The sequence below is a fragment of the Neobacillus jeddahensis genome, assembly GCF_000612625.1.
In the GTDB taxonomy this organism is placed as follows: domain Bacteria; phylum Bacillota; class Bacilli; order Bacillales; family Cytobacillaceae; genus Neobacillus; species Neobacillus jeddahensis.
Genome location: NZ_CCAS010000021.1, coordinates 1 through 21,153 on the forward strand (window position 1 = coordinate 1; position 21,153 = coordinate 21,153).

16 protein-coding genes are annotated in these 21,153 nt (G+C 38.7%); 13 read left to right on the top strand and 3 right to left on the bottom strand.

Features of this window, described 5'->3' with window-relative positions; genetic code table 11:
- Nucleotides 1-137 precede the first annotated feature (137 nt).
- On the top strand, nucleotides 138-281 hold the full coding sequence (locus tag TY15_RS24650; protein ID WP_096911882.1) for a hypothetical protein: 144 nt from the start codon (nucleotides 138-140) through the stop codon (nucleotides 279-281).
- A gap of 756 nt (nucleotides 282-1,037) precedes the next feature.
- Nucleotides 1,038-1,388 (top strand): VOC family protein, encoded by a 351-nt coding sequence (locus tag TY15_RS11340; RefSeq protein WP_040207311.1) that lies wholly within the window; start codon nucleotides 1,038-1,040, stop codon nucleotides 1,386-1,388.
- A 256-nt stretch (nucleotides 1,389-1,644) separates the two neighbouring features.
- Here the strand turns inward: TY15_RS11340 and TY15_RS11345 are convergent, their stop codons facing one another.
- Complete coding sequence (locus TY15_RS11345) at nucleotides 1,645-2,892, bottom strand: DUF4153 domain-containing protein (protein ID WP_040207269.1); 1,248 nt, start codon at nucleotides 2,890-2,892, stop codon at nucleotides 1,645-1,647.
- Between the two features lie 898 nt (nucleotides 2,893-3,790).
- On the opposite strand from TY15_RS11345, the gene TY15_RS11350 reads away from it, so the two are divergent.
- From TY15_RS11350 to TY15_RS11360, 3 genes are all read left to right on the top strand, one after another.
- Nucleotides 3,791-5,422, top strand: a complete 1,632-nt coding sequence (locus tag TY15_RS11350) for a P-loop domain-containing protein (RefSeq protein ID WP_052353754.1) — start codon at nucleotides 3,791-3,793, stop codon at nucleotides 5,420-5,422.
- A gap of 234 nt (nucleotides 5,423-5,656) precedes the next feature.
- Complete coding sequence (locus TY15_RS11355; RefSeq protein WP_052353755.1) at nucleotides 5,657-6,109, top strand: MarR family winged helix-turn-helix transcriptional regulator; 453 nt, start codon at nucleotides 5,657-5,659, stop codon at nucleotides 6,107-6,109.
- A gap of 101 nt (nucleotides 6,110-6,210) precedes the next feature.
- Nucleotides 6,211-6,402 carry a hypothetical protein gene (locus TY15_RS11360; RefSeq protein ID WP_040207270.1) on the top strand — a complete coding sequence of 64 codons (192 nt, stop codon included), beginning with the start codon at nucleotides 6,211-6,213 and terminating at the stop codon, nucleotides 6,400-6,402.
- Between the two features lie 314 nt (nucleotides 6,403-6,716).
- Here the strand turns inward: TY15_RS11360 and TY15_RS11365 are convergent, their stop codons facing one another.
- Nucleotides 6,717-7,670: a helix-turn-helix transcriptional regulator gene (locus tag TY15_RS11365; RefSeq protein ID WP_040207272.1), complete on the bottom strand. Its 954-nt coding sequence runs from the start codon at nucleotides 7,668-7,670 to the stop codon at nucleotides 6,717-6,719.
- Nucleotides 7,671-8,052: 382 nt separating this feature from the next.
- Between TY15_RS11365 and TY15_RS11370 the strand changes: the two genes are divergently transcribed.
- The 6 genes from TY15_RS11370 to TY15_RS11395 all read left to right on the top strand — a co-directional run bounded on the left by TY15_RS11370 (nucleotide 8,053) and on the right by TY15_RS11395 (nucleotide 17,031).
- Entirely contained in the window at nucleotides 8,053-9,405 is a 1,353-nt protein-coding gene (locus tag TY15_RS11370) for a glycoside-pentoside-hexuronide (GPH):cation symporter (protein ID WP_040207274.1), read from the top strand.
- Nucleotides 9,406-9,460: 55 nt separating this feature from the next.
- Nucleotides 9,461-11,458: a glycoside hydrolase family 127 protein gene (locus TY15_RS11375; RefSeq protein WP_040207275.1), complete on the top strand. Its 1,998-nt coding sequence runs from the start codon at nucleotides 9,461-9,463 to the stop codon at nucleotides 11,456-11,458.
- 1,044 nt (nucleotides 11,459-12,502) lie between these two features.
- Nucleotides 12,503-13,711: a substrate-binding domain-containing protein gene (locus tag TY15_RS11380; protein WP_042374463.1), complete on the top strand. Its 1,209-nt coding sequence runs from the start codon at nucleotides 12,503-12,505 to the stop codon at nucleotides 13,709-13,711.
- Between the two features lie 86 nt (nucleotides 13,712-13,797).
- Entirely contained in the window at nucleotides 13,798-15,360 is a 1,563-nt protein-coding gene (locus tag TY15_RS11385) for a sugar ABC transporter ATP-binding protein (RefSeq protein WP_040207276.1), read from the top strand.
- Nucleotides 15,360-16,583, top strand: a complete 1,224-nt coding sequence (gene mmsB / locus TY15_RS11390) for a multiple monosaccharide ABC transporter permease (protein WP_040207277.1) — start codon at nucleotides 15,360-15,362, stop codon at nucleotides 16,581-16,583. Before TY15_RS11385 ends, mmsB begins: the two co-directional genes overlap by 1 nt.
- 193 nt (nucleotides 16,584-16,776) lie before the next feature.
- Nucleotides 16,777-17,031, top strand: coding sequence for a hypothetical protein (locus TY15_RS11395; protein ID WP_040207278.1), 255 nt, complete (start codon nucleotides 16,777-16,779; stop codon nucleotides 17,029-17,031).
- Nucleotides 17,032-17,427: 396 nt separating this feature from the next.
- On the opposite strand, the gene TY15_RS11400 is transcribed toward TY15_RS11395, so the two are convergent.
- Entirely contained in the window at nucleotides 17,428-18,519 is a 1,092-nt protein-coding gene (locus TY15_RS11400; RefSeq protein WP_040207279.1) for a GntR family transcriptional regulator, read from the bottom strand.
- A gap of 291 nt (nucleotides 18,520-18,810) precedes the next feature.
- On the opposite strand from TY15_RS11400, the gene TY15_RS11405 reads away from it, so the two are divergent.
- Complete coding sequence (locus TY15_RS11405) at nucleotides 18,811-20,421, top strand: xylulokinase (RefSeq protein WP_040207280.1); 1,611 nt, start codon at nucleotides 18,811-18,813, stop codon at nucleotides 20,419-20,421.
- A 22-nt stretch (nucleotides 20,422-20,443) separates the two neighbouring features.
- Nucleotides 20,444-21,139, top strand: coding sequence for an L-ribulose-5-phosphate 4-epimerase (locus TY15_RS11410; RefSeq protein WP_040207282.1), 696 nt, complete (start codon nucleotides 20,444-20,446; stop codon nucleotides 21,137-21,139).
- Nucleotides 21,140-21,153: the final 14 nt, after the last annotated feature.

A 21,153-nucleotide genomic window follows, 5' to 3' on the forward strand; every position in this document is an offset into this window, starting at 1 on the left:
CCTGTCACGCCTCGGATTTTGTCGAAGATTGATAGTTATTTAGAGTGATGGAAAGTGATAGAATATAGTTGCAGTTGAATATTGTTGGGGTGGTTGGTTGTCTCTTCTTTCCGTTATTAGGAAAGGAGGTGATCATCATGGAAACATTTCTTGAAATTCTACGAGAAGTTCTGAAGGGAATTGCGAGGGAAGTATGTGCATATTTTTTTCGGAAGAATGTTCTAGAAAACGAGAAAACCACCCTACGCCGTCGCAAGCAAAAGGGTGGTTCTAATAAATAATTAACCTAGACAACCATCACCCTGACGGTAGAGGCTGCAGAAGAGAAGTGCTAGCAACACTTCTCTCTTTTTTATTATATGTCCATTATACATAAAAATATTCTTGTTGAGAAGGACTATTCCCTGCCTCCTCTGTTATTCTTGTGCCTGTCACGCCCCGAGCCAATCCTGAAACTGAGTTTTGGTAGGATATGAGATTGATAGCAACTTACTTCAAATTGCAACGTAAGCAAAAGATATCTTTAATTAGGTTTTATCGACAAAGTTCGATTGGAGAAAAGATAAATCCGTTGTTTAGTAAGCTTTGTTATTACTAATCAATCGTTTGTGTAGTGTCGGCTCGTAGGGCAATATGTGGAGGCTTGTTGAATCTGGAAAATCTAATCAATTTCTGGGGAAATATTGTTCTTTTTGTAAGGTTGGGTTTACAATTCTCGCATGAATGAAAGGCCGAATCTTCCTCTATGGCAGCATTGGTACAGATTTTAATCAATCGTTTGGTTAATAGCAGTCTTGTCGATACATAGGGATAATTAGAATATAGCTTGAGTTCAACAAAAAAGTAAGAGCCACCCTGCTCTTACTTTTTCTTTTCAATATTGAGTGGTTGACCCAGTTACGTGGGCATGAAGGCTTTTATCGTCCTATGTAAGGGAAGCGTCGAATTTTGACCACCAGAACCGTCCCCATGGTTCTTTTTAACAAGGATAATCTGTAGTAATTAGAGAATTTAATAGTAACTGGGAGGTGGTAATAATAAAGGTTAAACGAATTGTTGCCAATGTAGAGACGCAGGACATTTCTAAAGCAAAGCAATTCTACGAGGAAATACTTGGACTTGATCAATTAATGAATCACGGATTTATTGCAACCTACGGTTCACATGAGAAAATGGCTGTTGAAATCAGTTTCCTTTCTGAGGGAGGATCTGGAACATTAGCACCTGACTTGTCAATTGAGGTTGATGATCTTGATACAGCACTCACCCGCATAAAAGAAGCAGGGATTCCAATTGAGTATGGACCAGTTGAAGAACCATGGGGGGTTCGTCGCTTTTATGTAAGAGATCCATTCGGGAAGTTAGTCAATATTCTTACCCATCTATAAACAAATGATATATCAGACGTGTTGAACTTCCTCAAACGGGGGCGATTATCGAAAGATGAATCCGCGTGCCTGTTTCATGTTTAGGGCAGGTTGTAGAGGATAGAGTCCAGCATTAATAGTGGTGAATCGTATCATAAGTAAATGCGTTTTTTTTTAGAATATATAAAAAGCCCAAAATGAACAGGTTATGAAGAAAAACTTGTTCATTTTGGGCTTTTATAAGGAAGAACAGCATCGCTATATGAAGGGAGCCGTTCTAATTAAAAATTAAAGGAAAAGTAAATGCAACGAAAGCTGCCCAAAGTCCGTAGACCGGCAGATACTTAGTAACCGCATCTTGGATGGTGGAAGGTCCGGTTTTGTTTTGTAGAAAACGCATATAGGAGACCATAATCCAAATCAGATTTCCCCAGATAAGTATATTTACGCCTAAAACAGCAAGCCTGTTGGGTGTAATCCCGTAAGAAGAAAGTCGGAATACGATGGCTGACAAAGCCACACTGTCAATGATAAGAGCAAGAACAATTAGGGCGAAATTTATATAATCAGAAATGTTCTTTTTCTCATCTGAACCGCTTTCGGTAATGGAAAATATGGTAACGACCAATACACCAAGGAGGATTCCGTTGAAGACTATCAGGAAATTGCGATCCAAGAATGGATTTTTTTCGATCCAAATAACCGTTATAAGATAGACCAATAATGTAGCTAAGACAAGAGGACTAAAAATTTTAGCTATATACGGTGTAATATTCTTAGCAAGTTTAAGATTCTTTGATACTAGGTAGGTAGCCACAATTGCAAGACCTGCAGCACCAAATAACACGACATTTCTAAAATAAAAATCTTCTATATCCAAGTCGACAAAGCTAAATAACTGCATGGTTAATGCTGCTAACAGCATTCCACTAATGGCCATGCTGGCGTAGAGTATGCAAAATTCTAAATTAAATTTAAGATAGGCTAATCTCGTGCTGCCTTCCCGATATTCATTTCCTGTAAATGCAAGCCCAAGCAATCCCCATAAAAATATAGGAAGGTGTAAATAAGCAAGGATAATACTGTCTTTATTATTTAATGGCAGCATATTAAGATATAACCCGGAGATTAGGAACAAGGATGCAAGGATATAAAGAACATTCTTTTTGGGAGCATTATTAAATACGAAATAGGCTGCAATAAAGGGAAGAATCCCAAAAGCAAGATTAATTGGGGCAATTGCTTGCTGTTCGACATAATGGAAAATGATTCTGGTGCTTATCCCAGCTAAAATGGCTAAAATGCCTATGAATAAGAAACCTCTCTGAAGCAAGGAAGCTTTTTCTGCATGCGCCGTCTCCTTGAAATGCAATCTTTCATACCAAACGGCAAGAACCTGCGAATCAGGATTTTGTTCCCAGGCGTGTAAGAATGATTTTTTAAAAGCTTTGGGGTCATTTCTAAACATTCTCTCCAGCACATGGGGGTTAGCAATATTTTCAATAATCAAATTGTCTATGTCCATGGTTTTCCCTCCCTGTTTATTTGATATTAACATGCTATTTATTGATTAACAATAAATTTTTATTAAATTTAGTGGTATTTTTGTTGTTAAATTGGTATTTTGGACAAAAATAAATACATTCCTCATTACAAAAATGCTCTATAACTTTAATCTATTTGGATTTTGGTGCCTGCCACGCCCCGAGCCAATCCTGAACTGCATTTGGTAGGATATGAGATTGATAGCAACTTACTAGTAGATTGCAAAAGCAATCTCGAAAATCAAAGCGATCAATAATAGTAAATTTCCCATCATGGTTTCACCTTCTCCTTCAAATGTTTTTTATGAACTCATCATAAAAACTGCCCGATGGAAGCGTATAGAAAAATGGTGAGTTGTATCCAGAAGGGAATAAGATGTAAAAAAGCAGTAAGCTATAAAGCTTACCGCATAATAATCTGTTTAATTTGGAAAGTAACCGCTTAGAAAGTTGAAGAAACTGCGTGAAATCAAGGTTTGTCGGTCACAAATTGTTATTAATTTTTTGCAAAAAACAGGACACGATGCACCTCTTGTCAGATGGTTAAATTCATGTTATGTTTGTATTGCTATAAAAATAAATCGTAACGAGGTGAGGATAATGAATACCAAAAAATATACGTTTTATCCTCATATTGCTTTTTAGATATTTATTTACGAATACATTAGGCTCTGAGGGTAGGATTCACTCTCAGGGCTTTTATATTTAGGCAGAAGGAACGTTTAAGCTTTCTTGCCAATCTATGACAGCCACTTATGGAGTGGCTGTTATTTTTTTGTTGTCCATTATTCACGCTTTCCAAATATGAAAGGATGATATTTTATTAAAAGACTCGCTCAATATTTTCGCTCCTTACAATCCAGCCAGACATCTTACGGGATGATTTATGAAGATCCAATCTATTGGAATAATGATGTTGCTTATTACATTGAACAGACACATAAACTCACACTGGATAAACCATGTATCACCATAAAAATACCTTTTGACCGTCTCGGCTTAACTGAAAATATGGATCAAGTTGTTCTCGCAGATTTTGCATTAAGAGAATGGGTTGATCATATGGAGGGATTAAATAAATCGATTTATAACCGCTCACGTACTGATAAAGAAAATGGTGCTTTTTATTGTTTTCGTCCAACCAATGTGGTGTTGCAACGTAATGCATCCTATGTCGAATTCATCTCGGAAAAATGGTATCTATGCTTAATGATTACCGTTCAACTTCCATTCAAGAATAATAATAAAGCGATGCGCATGCTCTGCAAACTGCTTCCAAAAGAAGTGGAGAAGTTTATTGCCAAGTTTGATCTCATCAAATTAAATGATGCCTATGAATTGGTAAAAAAGCAAACTATGATTCGCGAATGGCTGAAATCCAGTGGTTATTGTGCCTTTATTGGGAATGGCAGCATTTTGCCAAGAAATCAAGACAACAGCGGGCCACTAGAGGGTGCCATGCCTTTTACATCCCCGGAAGATGTTGAAGTTGAAATTGGTGGTTGGCGAGGAATGGGAATAAAACAGGGTGTGACGGTCATCACCGGCGGTGGTTATTCAGGTAAAAGCACAATGCTGGATGCGCTCAATTCCGGGATTTACAATCACATTATGGGTGACGGACGAGAATTTGTGATCACAGATCAAAGTGCAATGGAAATAGCTGCAGAGGAAGGCCGTTCCATAAAAAATATCAATATTACGCCTTTTATAAAATGGATACCCAATAGTTCGGCTGAACTGTTTTCGACTGACTACGCCTCCGGTTCCACCTCTCAAGCCGCAAATATTATGGAGGCAATCAACTTCGGGTGTAAGCTTCTTCTTATTGATGAAGACAGAAGTGCGACCAATTTTATGATTCAAGACAGCAAAATGCGTTCATTAATCAAGCATGAACCGATTACACCTTTTACGGAACGTGTCAGGGAGCTTTATGAGGCTGTTGGGGTATCTTCCGTTCTTGTGATTGGAGGTAGCGGGGAATTTTTATCCGTAGCCGATCAAATTATCCTGATGGACAATTTTGAGCCAAAAAACGTAACCGAGGAAGCAAAAAGTTTATGTGAACACGACCAACCACAAGAACGTATCCCCCTTACAAAATGGGAGATAGAAAGGAAAATAACCACCGATCACTTTTCGAGCTATCCACAGGGAAGTGGTACAGAAAAGCTGATGGTTTCAACGATGGGATACATGATGATAGGTGATGAACAAATTGATATCAGAGGGCTTTACAATGTCACATCACAGGCCCAGCTTGCAGCTATTGCCTTTTTAATTCGAAAAATAGCTATAAATAATCAGGGGCGCCACATCTTCCTTCATGAAAAGATCCAAAAAGCTCTCGAAGATATGGAGAGAGACGGAGTGGATAGTGTATTTTCTGCCTTTTTTCCTGGTTTCGAAAGATGGCTTGAATTACCTAGAATGAATGAAGTATTATCTGTCATAAACCGAATGAAACATGTGAATTCCATTCAGATTGAGCCCGCTGAACACCTCTAATTATGACATAAATGTTGATTATCTTTATCGGTGCGTGACAGGCACCGATATTTAGACACTCTGAAGTTATCTCTTAAATAGCCCGCTCCTTTTTGTTCTGGATAAAACTAAGGTTAAGGTTCGCCTATTGACATCATTTTTATTAGAGGTATACTCGTGTTAAGGCGAACTGTTCGTTTTTGAACTATTTGATTACGTACTGTTTATAATTGAACGAAAAGGTGGGTTTTAGAAATGGAAAGCAATCCACAAAGTGGCCAAACAAAAGCATTGCTTATTTCTTTCAGAGAAATGCATAAGCTTTTCCGTAAATGGGGTTTAGAGGCTATCTCAAATAGTGATTTAACCATGCCACAATTCTGGATATTACAAGTCATTCAAGCAGGGGTCGTTATGCCTCAGAAAACATTAGTTGAACATCTCCAATTTTCAAAAAGTACACTTAGTACGAGTATTGAAGGATTAGTTTCCGCCGGTTTAATAGAAAGAAGTATACCAGAAAATAATCGTCGGGAAGTACAACTTAAACTAACGGCGAAAGGTGAACAACAGGTTCAACAAATCTTTGAGGACCCAAGTGGTTTGTTCCAAAGGATGAATCGGGCTTTAGCACAATTAGCACCGGAAAAAATAGAGTCATTATTATCCATTCAAGAAGAATTGTATGAATTATTGTCAGAGGAATAGAGAATTTCTACGGTGGGGGAAGTAAGTTTTGTTAGAATGATCTTGTCATCTGAATCCCTATAGCTATAAATTGATCCATGTAGAAAAGGGGGGGATAAAAAATGTCTTACTATGTTACGTGTAGTGGATGTTTAAAAAAGTTTGAACTTCCTGAAGGGAGCTATCAATACAAACTTTACAAACAAGGAAAGACAAAATATTATCATTGTGAAAAATGTAACGATAAAATACGCTTTTCTGCTATAAAACATCTTTTCGGAAAAGGGAATATTTCTTTTATAGATAATCAATAGTTCTTTTTTGGCTATGGTGCCTGTCACGTCCCGATATTTGTCGAAGATTGATGGGTTTTTAGAAAGATAGGAAATGATAGAATTGAGTTGCAGCTGAAAACAAGAAAACCACCCTGCGCCGTCGGGAGCAAAAGGGTGGTTCGCATAAATAACCAACATTGACCACCACCACCCTGACGATAGAGGTTGCAGGGAGAAGTGTTGACGCATTTCTCTTTTTTATTATATCCCCATTATACATAAAAGTATTCCTGTTGAGAGGGAGGAAATACCCATCCCATCCCGATGCCTGTCACGCCCCGATATAAGTTGAACTAAGTATAAGACTGATATAAATGTGCTGGAACCGGAATATCAGGATCTACCGAAAGTGTATTAATATAGGTATGGATATAAGCATCTCGAAACTGGCTTGGGGTAATGCCTTCATAATTTTTGAATAGCCTCATAAAGTACTTTTCATCTTTAAATTTTAAATCATAGGAAATCTCTTTGATTGTTTTGTTGGTTGTACATAATAGTTCCTTTGCCTTGTTGATCTTTAAGGTATTAATATATCTGATCGTACTCATCCTAAGGTTTTTTTTGAATAGGCGGGTTAAATGATCAGGATTAAATGAGAATGAATCAGCAATTTCCTTTACACTTAAGTCCTCATAAATATTCACACGAATCCATTCTAAAATCTGAGCGAATTTTTGGGAATTCTCTGTATGGTTGGTCGTGCTATGCAGTAACTGCCTATGATACTGTTCAGTCAATTCAATTAATAGTTCTGTCACTACATAATCAACAGCAAATGTACTGTAGTAAGACGCATTAGCAATGTCTAAAATCTGCTTCATCAATATATAAGGCTTATCTGTATAAGTGACTCGAAAGTATGCTGGTAGAAATATAGAACTATTAATAATGGCTTTATGGCAGTCAATTTCAGAAGCCATTAAATGGTTGATTAATTGTTCCTTTGAATATGAAACCGTTTCCAAACGAGGAAAAAAATGAAGCCAGAAGAAACTTGCACCCTTTTGAGATGGGAGATAACCAAAATAAGGAACTCCTGGAGGAATTAGTAATACGTCACCGGGCTGTATTTCATATTGCCTACTTTCAACTTGTATATAAATAGAGTGATGTATTCCTATGATTAATTCAAAATCTCTGCTTAACAGCATTTCCTTATGCTTCCAATCTTCAGCACTAACAAATTGGCCACACTTATAATACGCCAGCGGTCTTTCAATATTGATTTTCCACAGTAAATCCATTTTTCATCACCTATTCCTAATATTCTTGCCTCATAATCGAATAGAAATTACTAATTAATAAACCAAAAATCGTTTTTATCTACCTTTACTGAAGAGAAAACAATAATATATGTAATTATATCACAAATAACCAGATAAAATGCAGATTTATATAGGTGTTAAATGTATTATGGCTATTTCATAATTCATTTGTTAAGTCGGAAAAAACCACCAAAACTACTTTTTTAGCAGTTCTCTTCCATGTTATAAAGCGTTTACAATAACGTTATAGATGAAGGGAATCTTTCTTCTTCCAATAATGGCCATTATTGTTTTCTGCGTAAACGCTCTATTAATACCGCTTTCAAAAATATTTGAATTCCATTTTCAGGAGGCTTCATTTATGGCTAATTCAACTCTTTTATCAGACAAAGTTCCATTTCACCGCCGTATCAGTTATGCATTAACAGATTCTGGAGGTAACTTATTATATTGCATTATCGGTGGCTATTTGTTGTACTTTTACACAGATGTTTTCGGTCTATCAGTAGGCGTAGCCGGAACATTGCTATTACTAACGAGATTATTAGATGCGATTGATGCACCTATCTGGGGATTCATTATTGACCGAACAAAATCAAAATATGGTCAAAGCCGCCCTTATTTTCTTTGGTTATGTATTCCGTTTGCAGTATTTACCGTTCTCACCTTCACAACGCCAAATCTTGATGGAACTTGGAAAATTGTATACGCTACTGTCACTTATATTTTTGCAGGAATTTGTTATACCGGTATTGCTACACCCATTACCTCCATCTTGCCAAATCTAACAAGAAATCCGAATGAACGAGTGATTCTGAATTCTTTCCGTATGGTTGGCGGTAACATTGGAAACTTTGCAGCCGTTACTTTTACTCTTCCTTTAGTTGCTTTTTTGGGTGGCGGTAATGATCAAAAAGGATTCTCCCTAACTGTCGGCTTATTTGCCATCATCGCTGTCGTTATGTTCTTAATTGCATTCGCAGACTTAAAAGAAATTAACACAGAAAAAATCAAAGCAATTCCTGTAAAAACGAGTATTAAGGCAGTAAAAGGGAATTGGCCATGGTTTATTATTGTATCAGCTAATTTGTTGTTTTGGATTGCTCTAACCGTTAGAACTTCTACACTTGTTTATTATTTTCAATACAATATTGGAAATAAAGATTTAGTCCCGCTTATAAATGGTATCTCCGTCATACAGGTACTTAGTATGGCTGCCGTACCATTTATCGTGAAGTTCTCCTCAAAACGTTCAACAATGATGATTGGTTTCCTTCTTGCCGCAGTTGGACAAATGATTATGTTCATGGCTGGAGCATCACTTACTGTTATTATTATTGGATGGGTTATTGGGTGTCTTGGCTCTGGAATTGCTTGTTCTATGCCTTTTGCAATGCTTTCCGATACCGTGGATTACGGTGAATGGAAAACAGGGATTCGAGCTAGCGGATTTTTAACGGCAATAGGCAGCGCATTTTGTATTAAAGCAGGGGCTGGTATTGGCGGATTTATCCCAACACAAATTTTGGGTGCCTTCGGTTATGTTCCCAACGCCGTGCAATCCAGCGCCTCTCTGTTTGGGATACAATTTTCTTTTATTTGGCTTCCAACGATTATCTTTGCTCTTGGAATTATTCCAATGCTCTTCTATGGTAAATATGAAAAAAATGAATTTCAAATACAAAGTGACCTAACTACTAAAAAAGCTAGTTGAGTTTAGCAACAAAGTAAATAGACAGTATTCACTACGAAAGAAAGGAAGTTTTATCATGTCCCAGACGTATGTAAAAAATAGCTCCTCTATTCACATTCAAGAATTGCAAATTACTGACCAATTTTGGTCACGTTATTTGGAGATTGTTAGGAAAGAAATGATTCCCTATCAATGGAATGTCCTAAATGATAAGGCCGATATAACCATTGTGAAAGAACGCAATGATGAAACCATCCCATCAGAAAAAAGCCATGCCATCGAAAATTTTAAAATTGCGGCTGGATTAAAAGAAGGCAGACACTATGGCTGGGTTTTTCAGGATAGTGATGTGTATAAGTGGTTAGAAGCAGTAGCCTGTTCATTGCACCATACTTACGATGAGGCATTAAAGGAATTAGCGGATGAAGTGATTGACTTATTGGAACTTGCTCAAGAAAAAGATGGCTACTTAAATACTTATTTTTCTATAGAAGAACCTGAAAGAAGATTTAAAATGCTAGCAGAGAGTCATGAATTATATTGTGCTGGCCATTATATTGAGGCAGCAGTGGCTTACTATGAAACCACAAAAAATGAAAAAGCCCTAAGGGTTGCCTGTCTATTGGCAGATTGTATTGATGCTAATTTCGGTCATGAATCTGGCAAAATAAAAGGCTATGATGGTCATGAAGAAATTGAACTCGCTTTAGCAAAACTCCATCAGATAACAGGGGAAAGAAAATACTTGGAGTTAAGTAAATTTTTCTTGTATGAGCGTGGAACAGATCCAACTTTTTTTGAAAGGCAAAGAAAAGAAGATACAGGCAAAAGAGCAGTAATTGAAGGAATGAGTCATCGACCGCTAAGCTATTACCAAGCTCATAAGCCAATCCTTGATCAAGAAAGTGCAGAAGGACATGCGGTACGACTTGTCTACCTTTGTACAGCGATGGCAGACGTGGCTTATTTAAGTGATGATAAGGAAATGCTAGAGGCCTGCCGCAGGCTGTGGAAAAGTATTGTAAATAAAAGAATGTATATAACGGGCGGGATTGGCTCAACGGTTGATGGGGAAGCCTTTACTTCTGATTACGATTTACCAAACGATACGATGTACTGTGAAACCTGTGCATCAATCGGATTAATATTCTTCGCTTATAATATGCTTAAAAATGAAGCAAATGGCTCTTATGCGGATACCCTGGAAAGGGCACTTTATAATTCAGTTATTAGTGGAATGGCATTGGATGGCAAGCATTTTTTTTATGTTAATCCGTTAGAAGTGAAGCCTGAGAACAGCGAAACGGATCCTGGTAAAAGCCATGTTAAGGTAACTCGTCCCGAGTGGTTTGGGTGCGCTTGCTGCCCTCCCAACCTTGCACGCCTATTGACTTCACTTAATAAATATATATACACCATTCAAGATGATATTATTTATACGAACTTATATTTAGCCAATCAAACGAGTGTAATAGTGAAGGATATCCATATTAATCTACGACAAGAAACTAATTATCCATGGGATGGAGACATAAAGTTTCATATCCAACCAGATGCTCCTGCTACATTCGGTTTGGCCGTTCGAATCCCAAGTTGGTCCAAAACATTTAAACTTATTTTAAATGGGGTAGAAATAAATGAAACATCTAATAACGGCTTTATTACTATTTTTAGAGAATGGCAGTGTAACGATGAATTGGTCCTATCACTTGATATGAGCGTACAAGAATGGGCAGCGAATCCAAATGTTAGAGCGGATTTAAATAAAGTCGCTATCCAGCGCGGGCCATTTATTTACTGTTTAGAAGAAGTAGATAATGGAGAAAACTTACATCTTATTCGAATTCCTAAAAATCGGCCATTTAGCTACCGTTTTGATAATACCCTATTTGGAGGAGTGGGGATTATCGAAGTTAATGCAGAAAAGAGATTAGTTCAAAAGGAATGGGATAATCAATTATATTCGATGGATCTTGATGAAGAATATGAAGATAAAAAAGTTACATTTATCCCTTATTTTTGCTGGGCAAACCGTTCTCCTGGGGAAATGCTGGTTTGGGCAGCGAAAGAGTAAGAGAAAGCCAAGCCCTTGATTGGATGATTAAATCAAGGGCTTTTTGAATAATGCTCGGCTTAAAGTGACCTAAGCGAACAGTGACAGGTATTGTTCGCTTAGGTCATTTATGTTTTTTTGAATTTGTATAATAGCAAGAGGGAAAGAAAGACCCTCTCGTCTGCCCTAGGTGTGAGTGTTACTATGAATACAAGGGAGAAGTCTGCCTAAAGGATGGTTAACTGGAAATAAAGGTAGCTTTGTGCCCTATAACAAAGGGGACTGGACGATTTTTTGCCCGGTTTTTCTTAATCCTTCATACTATCAGGATACTTTTATTTAAATTTGTCGAAATCTCATTTGTAAAATTTGTTACTTAGTCTAAATTTAAAGAGAGTAATATAGATTTGTTATTTTATATAATAATATTTATACGTACATCTAAAAAAGAAAAAATTATTTTTTTATTGACATGTACGTACAAAAATACTACATTATTTGTAAGCGTTATTATTTTAAAAAGAGGGAGAATATAAAATATGGAGAAAGTTAGGACAACAATAACTTCAGATTACCGAATTCAGCCCCTAAATATGTACGGATAAATACCAACCTGAATAAAAGGAGAGTTAGTAGAAATGGTTATTGGACCTATTCTTTAGAAGAGAATTGGAAGGGCTTACGTTTGAGTTATCGTGCAATAGTCGCCGATGTTTATAATCATTATGGGGTCTTTCTTTAAATAAGTTGGCTTAATTGGGTTTAGTGCGATGATACATGGCTATATAGCAATTGATAAGTCCGTACAACTTTTAGTTCCATTCAGGAATTGGTGAAGTGCCACGACATCCTATGAGTCTATAAACTTGACTTTTAAAAAAGTTAGTGGAAAAGAATAATCTTTCTAGTTGATTTCCACCAGAATACACTTATTTTGAGCGTATTCTGAAGTGTTTTTAGTTTTTATTTTTTAAAACGTTTTCAAGATAAATATCAATTTTAGAACGTATTTTTATTTCTCAAATATTAGAATTTAAAATGTAAACAAAAAAGGGGAAATTTAAAATGAATTTTAAAAGATTAGCAAATACGGCTATTATAACTATTACTAGTGTTGCAGTGTTGGCAGCTTGTAGCACTACTACCCGTGGTTCTTCAGCATCAACAAGTACCTCGCTTAAAAAAGGTGATTTGATTGGTATCTCAATGCCTACCAAAGCTGATCAGCGCTGGAACATTGATGGCGCCAATTTGGTTAAGGATCTCCAAAAGGCAGGATTCAAGACTAAGCTTGCGTATGCAAATAACAGCCCATCACAGCAGTCAAATGATATCAACAATCTGGTTTCTGCTGGTGCAAAAGCAATTGTCGTTGCAGCCGTTGATGGCACTGCTGTTGGGCCGGCAGTTGAGCAGGCAGAATCACAAGGCGACGTTGTCGTTTCTTATGATCGCTTAGTAATGAATACCAAAGCCGTGGATTATTATGTGACTTTCGATCTTGAACGCACTGGTATCCTTGAGGCAAATACCATTATCGATAAGCTTGATTTGAAGGGTAACGGTGGTAAGAATGAACCCCTGAACATTGCACTTTTTGCTGGTTCGGATGATGATAACAATGCACCTTACTTCTTCAAGGGGGCTTGGGATTTGCTAAAGCCTTACTTCCAGTCAGGCCAATTGGTTGATCCATCAGGTCTTGTAACAAAAGACACTACAGATGCAGATTGGAAGAAGATTTCTGTTCACGCATGGGATCAAACCCAAGCACAAAAGCAAATGGATGCATTTATGACCAAGCTTGGAGATAAGCCACTCGCCGCTGTCCTTTCTCCATATGATGCAATCTCACTTGGTGTTATGAAGTCAATCAAGAATGCACGTCCTGATATGTCTCCATTTATTCCATACACTGCTTCAAACCCACAGAACAAATCTGCGTGGCCAGTCATCACCGGCCAGGATGGTATGGATATCGCTATCAGCAACATCACGTACGGTGCACAGGCACAGACTGTCTTCAAGAATGTTGCCCTACTCGCAGATCAGACAACGTCAATCTTGACCCAGATTGCTGATGGCAAGAAGCCGAAATCAACCGATGCTCCAATGGACAATGGTAAGAAAGAAGTTCCAACTTGGCTGTTGAAGTCAGATGAATTAGTTAAGAACCCAACCGGTGAACAAAAAGGTTTACACTATGAAGTTGAGGCTGGATTCATCACCGAAGCTCAATATCAGAAAGATATCGCTGCTCCGATTATTAAGTAGCAAAGTTGCTATAAAATTACTAGTAGGTGTTTGTTTAAATCTTGAGATATTCCCAACGAGGATCCAACTCAAACGAGGTGTGTAATATGTCAAATTCTCCAATGATATTACAGATGCAAAACATCACTAAAACTTTTGGTCCTGTTAAAGCCCTTACAAATGTGAATTTGGAGATTGCTCGTGGTGAAATCCATGCAATTTGTGGTGAGAACGGTGCTGGAAAGTCGACATTGATGAATGTACTCTCAGGAGTGTATCCGAGTGGTACATACTCGGGCACTATTTTTTATGATGGTAAAGAATGCAACTTTAAAAAAATCAAGGATTCTGAAGAACTAGGTATTGTAGTGATTCAGCAGGAATTGGCATTGAGCCCATTCCTTTCAATCGCTGAAAATATATATCTCGGTAATGAGCGTCAGAAAAATGGCGTGATTGATTGGGAAGCAACTCGCGCCGATGCCATTAAGGTGATGCAGCAAGTTGGTCTTCAAGAAAATCCTGACACTAAGATTATGGATATTGGTGTGGGTAAGCAGCAGCTCGTGGAAATTGCGAAAGCTTTATCGAAGGAAGTTAAACTTCTGTTACTCGATGAGCCCACTGCAGCTTTGAATGATGAAGATTCGGCTCATTTACTGCAAATCATTCGTGATTTGCGTGATAACCAAGGCGTTACATCGGTTATTATTTCTCACAAGTTGAATGAAATTGCAGCCATTGCCAACAATGTGACGATTATTCGCGATGGTTCCACGGTTGGTTGGTTGACGAACTCAAAAGAGAATCCACTTGATCAGGATGAACTTATTCATAAAATGGTCGGTCGCGAACTTACCAATCTTTACCCCGACCATGTTTCCCATATTAGGGATGAAATCTTTCGTGTGGAGAATTGGACAGTTCATCATCCACTTGATCAGCAGCGTGTGATTGTTGATCATGCAAATATTTATGTGCGTGCAGGTGAGATTGTTGGACTTGCGGGACTCATGGGGGCAGGTCGCACAGAGATGGCGATGAGCATCTTTGGTCATACTTATGGTTCAGCTGTGTCTGGAAAAGTCTATGTGCATGGTAAAGAGACTGACACATCGACAGTCCAGAAGGCAATTGGAGCAGGCATTGCATATGCAACTGAAGACCGCAAGGGGTATGGTCTCAATCTATTGCAGAATATTCGTGAAAATGCTTTGTTGGCAGCCCTTACCAAGCACTCAAAACATGGTGTCATGGATGATGGCGTTGAACGTATTGCTGTTGAAAAGTATCGCAAGGACTTCAATATCAAAACACCAAGCATTGAAGAACAGGTTTCTAATCTATCAGGTGGAAACCAACAGAAGGTAGTTTTAGCAAAATGGGTTATTTCTAATCCAGATATTTTAATCCTTGATGAGCCAACACGGGGTATCGATGTTGGTGCTAAATACGAAATTTACGAAATCATTGATCAACTTGCTGATGAAGGCAAGGCAGTCATTGTTATTTCATCTGAACTTCCTGAGCTTATTGGTATTTGTGATCGTATTTATACAGTCAGTCAGGGCGTCATCACGGACGACGTCCAGAAGACAAAATTTACTCAGGAGTACCTCATGAAGGGTATGACTCAAGAAAAGACTCAGTTAAAGAAGGTAGGAGAATAATGAGTTCAGCATCTTTAACACCTCAGAAAAAAGAAAATATAAAAAAAGGGTCAGTGTTAGCATCTTTTGCTTCAAACGCTCGCCAATACGGAATTGTTGGTGCACTCGTCGTCATCATTATCGTATTTGAAATTTTGACTGGAGGATTATTACTCCAGCCGAATACAATTGTTCAATTAATTCAGCAGAATGCCTACGTCATCATCCTTGCAGTTGGTATGGTTATGGTAATTATTGCAACCCATATTGATTTGTCAGTTGGTTCCTTAGTAGGATTTATCGGTGGTTGCATAGCTTTGCTTATGCAGAATGCACATCTTAATTGGTTCTTAGCAATTATTGTAGGTTTGCTTATTGGCCTTCTCGTGGGAGTGTGGCAAGGGTTCTGGGTTGCTTTTGTTGGAATTCCAGGTTTCATTACCACTTTAGCGGGCATGCTTATCTTCCGAGGTCTTGCAACCACGATGATTAATGCATCTATCCCAGTCAACAATACGTCATTTAATGCCATTGCTTCAGCCTATCTCCCAAATATTCTTGGGTGGTGGGGACCATTTGATGGTTTGAGTATTGTTGTTGGAATCCTTGCTATTGTCGCTTTTGCGTGGACTCAACTTCGTAAGCGTGCCAAAGTCTCTAAGGTGGGACTGGTTCCAGAGCCTATCAACGCAACCTACATCAAGATTGCTATTGCATCAGTAGTAATCGCGGCACTTACATTTGAATTTGCATCTTCTGGGAATGCTACTCAAGGCGGTATCCCAATTATGTTGGTTATCGTTGGAGTTCTTGTTTTTACTTATAACTTTATTTTGACTCGTACGGTTTTTGGTCGTCGCGTCTATGCGGTTGGTGGAAATCGTCGAGCAGCGCTTCTTTCGGGTATTAACACTCGTCGTGTCGATTTTTCACTCTTCATTCACATGGGACTTCTTTCTGCTATTGCAGCCATTGCGATGCTCTCGCGTTTGAGTTCCGCATCAGCTGCAACTGGTAATTCTTTCGAGCTCGATGCTATTGCGGCCTGCTTTGTTGGCGGCACTGCTGTTACAGGTGGTATTGGAACTGTACCAGGTGTTGTTATTGGTGCAGTTGTAATGGGGGTTATTAACCAGGGACTGTCGATTATGGGGGTGGATTCTGCATTAATTCAAACCATTAAAGGTCTTGTGCTACTCCTAGCAGTTGCGGTAGACATTATGTCCAAGCGCAAAAAACGCTAATATATTAGTGAATAGGACTTGATTTCCTTGACTCTCTCTATATAAGATTATTGAATAGTTGGGGTTTAGGTAAGCCGTGAGATAATATTTATATCGCCACAGACTATTGACTATCAAGCAGATTCAATAGATTACCTAAAAAATTAAGGAGCATTCCTGTAATGAAGAAATTTGGGTTTGAAGAGGGAGAAGAATGAACGATAAAGCAAAATCGCGCTTATATGCCTTGACCTCTATTACGTGTTTCGCATGGCTAGTTCAAGCAATGCTTCAAGATAGACAAAAAGGTCAAATGTGGTCGTCGTTAAATCTCATTTTTTATGGGTGCATTATTATTGTCATTCTGTACACCGCATACTCTGCAGTGCAAATGTGGAAGATGAAAGAGAAACCTGTAAAAAACGACGGTAGAACGAATCTGGAACAGGAGAAAATAGAAACTGAGTGATTCTTTTGAATTGAAAAATTTAAAAGTGAACTTGTTTCAGCAAGCTGAAAATTGGGGAATCAGGTGGTTACTCTGCACCACCTGATTGGTAAACCCCACCTACTGAATTTTTTTAAAAATATATTCTTTTGTTATCTCTATAAAATCCCCTAAAACTGGCGAAATCCACTTATCTTCTGTGTCGTAATCTCGAATGTTTGACCGCTCAATGAAGGGCAGCAAGCTGCTGTCGTTCTACTTCCTTTGCTGCCACCATCTCCATTTATTACACATTGCTTTATTGCCTCTACATTAGAAAATTCAATTTTTATGAAAAAAATGCACAGCACATCGCATGAATTCATATTCATGTGATGTGCTGTGCAAAGGCCTTATGGCCAATCATGCGCTCGAAGATTATTCTACGTCTAATTCTTTCACCGTTTCCCCTTCAATCAACACCGGCTGATAATAGGTTTCGTTTGGCAGGTCTTTTTTTCCCTGCAATTTTTTTATGACCCAATCAGCTGCATCACGTCCCATTTGTTCCTGAGGGTGTGTCAATGTGGTTAACTTGATATTTGCATTTTTGGCAATATAGGAATTGTCCTGGCCGATAATAGATAGTTTTTCCGGGACAGGAAGATCAATTTGTCTGCATACATTTGCCACCTCCAACCCTACCTCGTCGTTATAGCAAACAATGGCTGTTAGCATGTCTCTATTTTCAATCAGGAACTTCTTCAAGTTTTGAGACAGCTCCGGCTTTGTCTCTGTCGTGAATGAAAGCACTTGCTCCGGTTGAAAGCGCAATTTGGCTTCACCAAGCGCTTTGATATACCCCTTCATTCGATACTTACCTTGCAGGTCGTCTATTTTTGCAATGAGTCCAATTTGCATGTGGCCTTTTGAAATCAATTCCTTTGTTGCGAGATAGCTGGACTGCGTGTCATCGAGGCAAAGGAAAGGCACATCCAATTCTTCATAAAACGCATTGATCATGATAAATGGAACATCTTGTTCCTTGAACGATAGGTAATAAGCAATATTGGGATTGTATTGATTGCTTTTCGTAGGTTCAATGATCAAACCATCTACGCCATATGCCAGCATCATTTCCAAAGCCTTTTTTTCTTGTTCTACATCGTTATTGGTACTGGCTAACAGCAACGAATAATTATCCTCTTTCAATCTTGTTTCAATTCCGCGAATAATAGACGGGAAAATGTAATCAGAAATGTAGGTCGTCATGACCCCGATGGTTTTATTCGTGGAGCCTCTAGTTGATTTTGATTGATATTTGTTGCTGACATAGGTGCCGGAGCCTTTTTCACTTTTTAGGAATCCCTCATTCGCCAGATCTAAAATGGCCTTTCGAACCGTGTGTCTGCTGACATTGTACTTTTCCTGCAGGACGGATTCAGTGGGGATTTGTTCGCCGATGTTGTAATCCCCGGAAAGAATTTTACTTTTTATATCATCAATGATGACCTGATACTTTGTTTTCATCTCACTCACATCTTTCATAGTTGTTCACGTGCTAATTGATTAACTTGGAATATTTGTATGGACATATTTTATCACAGTTTTATGAAAACGGAAACATAGCCATAGTTTTTTTAAAAAAATCTGATGAAATGTCCCTTAATTTAAGGATAACATAACATTTTATATTTGTAGGTACATATAATGATTTCGGTTGACAAATGTACGCACAAAAAATATACTAGATTTGTAAAAGGAAAGCGCCTTCTTAGTTTACAGACGATATTGAAATCGCTATCAGAGAGGGGATTAACGGTGAAAACGAATCGAGCAAATATTAAACAAGCGATTACCACGGGAGGGACTTCTCTAGGAATCGAATTCGGATCCACACGTATTAAAGCGGTGTTGATTGATAAAAATTTTGAAACAATCGCATTTGGAAGTTATGAGTGGGAAAACCGCTTAGAAGATGGATTTTGGACATACAACTTAGTTGATATTATTACAGGTTTGCAAACAGCTTATAGTGAAATGAAGCAAGAAGTTGAACGGAATTATGGTGTTACCATTCGAACCATTGGTTCTATTGGGATTTCTGCCATGATGCACGGTTATATGGCTTTTGATTACACTGGTGAACTGCTTGTTCCGTTTCGGACCTGGCGTAATGCAACAACCGGTGCCGCAGCAAAAGAATTAACCAATCTATTTCAATTTAATATCCCTGAACGGTGGAGTATTGCCCACCTTTATCAAGCCATTTTAAACGGCGACAAACATTTGCCTCGCGTTGATTTTATTACCACTTTAGCTGGATACATTCACTGGCTGCTAACCGGTAAAAAAGCGATTGGCATTGGAGATGCTTCAGGCATGTTCCCGATTGATGAATCAACGCTGGATTACAATGAATCTATGGTGAACCAGTTTAATGAACAAATTGCACCAAAGGGGTATCACTGGGAGCTGAGAGATATTCTGCCCCAAGTCTACATCTCTGGAGAACAAGCAGGTTCATTAACTGAAGTTGGAGCGAAGATTCTGGATCGTTCACAAAATTTACAACCGGGCATTCCACTTTGTCCGCCGGAAGGTGACGCCGGAACTGGGATGGTTGCAACGAACAGTGTGAGGAAACGGACCGGGAATGTTTCGGTCGGAACTTCTGTTTTTGCGATGATTGTATTAGAAAAAGAACTTTCAAAGGTATATCCAGAAATTGATTTGGTCACGACACCAAGCGGTAGTCCGGTGGCAATGGTACATGCTAATAACTGTTCAAGTGATCTGAATGCCTGGATGGGATTGTTCCGTGAGTTTTATGAGGCAATGGGACAAACGGTTGACACCAATAAGTTATTCGGGGTGATGCTGAATAAAGCACTCGAAGCTGACTCGGATGGTGGAGGCTTACTAAGCTACGGATATCTTTCAGGTGAAAATATTACCGGGTTGGAGCAAGGACGGCCGCTATTTGTCCGGACACCTGAGAGCCGCTTTAATTTAGCGAACTTCATGCGGACGCATCTTTATACTGCCTTTGGTGCTTTGAAAATCGGAATGGATATTTTAACAAAGAATGAAAGCGTGGCGATTGACAGTATTTTAGCTCATGGTGGTTTATTTAAAACCCCTGTTGTCGGCCAGAAAATTATCGCCGCTGCCATGAATACTCCTGTCACCGTTATGGGAACAGCCGGAGAAGGTGGAGCATGGGGAATGGCCATTCTTGCTTCATACATGATGACCAAAGAGAAAAATGAAAGTTTAGACGACTTCCTCGACAAAAAGGTTTTTGAAGAGGTTGAGAGGCTGGAATTTTTTCCTGATGGATTTGACGTTAAAGGGTTTGAAGTATTCATTGAACGATACAAAAAAGGCTTAGTGATTGAACAGGCTGCCGTTGAAAAATTGACGGTATGAGCGGGAAACGGAGGGGAATTACGTGCTAGATAGACTGAAAGAAGAAGTATTTCAAGCCAATTTGGAATTACCAAAGTATGGACTGGTCAAATACACCTGGGGCAATGCAAGTGGGATTGATCGTGATAGCGGATTGTTCGTCATCAAACCGAGCGGTGTTGATTATGAAAAAATGAAACCGAGTGACATGGTGGTTGTTGATTTAGATGGAAATGTTGTGGAAGGTGAGATGAACCCTTCATCAGATACAGCCACTCATGCCGTGCTATATAGACATTATCCGGAAATCGGCGGCATCGTGCACACTCATTCAACTTGGGCGACGGTTTGGGCTCAAGCCGGTCTGGATGTTCCAGCAATGGGAACGACTCATGCAGACACATTCTATGGCTCCATTCCATGTGCCCGCTTTTTGACACAAGTGGAGATTGACCGCGGTTATGAAGTGGAAACCGGTAAAGTCATCATCGAAACCTTTGAAGAGCGCGGGCTGGATATTTTAGCAGTTCCCGGTGTCCTGCTGCATGGTCATGCGCCGTTTACTTGGGGCAAAGATGTAAAAACAGCGGTAATGAATAGTGTAGTGCTAGAGGAAGTTTCGAAAATGAATTTGTTTGCCCGACAATTAAACAGTTTTTCTGAATTATTACCGCAAAGTATTTTAGACAAGCACTATCTGAGAAAACATGGGAAGCATGCCTATTACGGGCAAAAATAACTAAAAAACTATTA